1 protein-coding gene and 1 pseudogene are annotated in these 1,027 nt (G+C 70.7%); both read right to left on the reverse strand.

The annotated features are described in order from the left end of the window. Positions 1-533 (reverse strand): ExeA family protein (locus tag FL311_RS43335; RefSeq protein ID WP_141333538.1); only part of this gene is annotated, 533 nt, incomplete at its 3' end. Then, positions 530-1,027, reverse strand: a pseudogene (locus FL311_RS44730) (hypothetical protein); the annotation flags it as partial. The pseudogene FL311_RS44730 and the gene FL311_RS43335, both read right to left, overlap by 4 nt.

A 1,027-nucleotide genomic window follows, 5' to 3' on the forward strand; every position in this document is an offset into this window, starting at 1 on the left:
CGGTTGCGGCGCATCGCGAGGCGCGAGTCGAGTTCGGGCAGGCCGACGAGGATGAGGGAGAGGAGCGCCTTGGAGTCCCACTGGTAGTTGAGGAGGATGTGGAGGTGGTCGAGCACGTCCTGGTGGAGCAGGTGCGCCTCGTCGAGGAGGAAGACGGGGTGGACGCGCTCGCGACCGAGTTCCTCCACGTGGCTGGACACGGCGTAGAAGACAGCGGCGGCGGTGGCGGACGGGGTGAGCCCGAGGGCCAGACACAGCTGTCGGTAGAAGTCGCGGCGGCCCAGCGTGGCGTTGTGGCAATAGGTGAGGCGGAAGCCCGCCTGGGGAAGCCGGTGACGAAGCGCGCGCAGGACGCACGTCTTGCCGACGCCGGGCTCGCCCACCAGCATGACGCTCTGCCGCTCGCGCACGGCTTCGCAGAGTTCCTCGACGAGGCCCGTCTTGGAGGCCGGCAGCCAGAGGTCCGCGTCGGCAATCTCCTTGGAGAAGGGCGCCTCGGAGAAGCCGAAGTGGGTGACGTAGGCGGGCGTCATGACTCACCTGCATCGCGATGCCGGGGAGGACGTCCGACGGCGCGGTCGAGCAGCGCCAGGGGCGGGTCAAACGCGGGGTGAGGCCGGGACGTCTCGTCGTGGACTGGAGGGCGGCGCAGCGGCCTCTTGCGGCGCGAGTTCTTCACGGCGTCGACTGGGTGGAGGGCGTAGCGCTTGCCCTCGAATTCGGCCCAGGGCGCCTCCCCCAGGTCGACAAGGCAGCGGCACAGGTGCACGAGGCGCCCGGCGAGGTGGCCCGCGTCGAGCTCGTAGTCGACACCGTCGACGACGACGGTGGTGTCGCGCCGCACGCGTCGGCGGGTACGGGTGGTGAGGGCCTCGCGCAGCTTCGCCTCGTCGAAGCCATCAGGCGCCCGGGGCGCGGCCTCGAAGACGGTTCTCGGTGTCGCGCCCAGGAGGGCCGCGTGCGAGGTGACGTGGTAGTGCGCGTCGAGGAAGGCGCAGAGGCGGACATTGACGTCGTGCAGCGAGGC

It is taken from the genome of Myxococcus sp. AB025B, assembly GCF_006518215.1.
Taxonomy (GTDB): Bacteria; Myxococcota; Myxococcia; order Myxococcales; family Myxococcaceae; genus Myxococcus; species Myxococcus fulvus.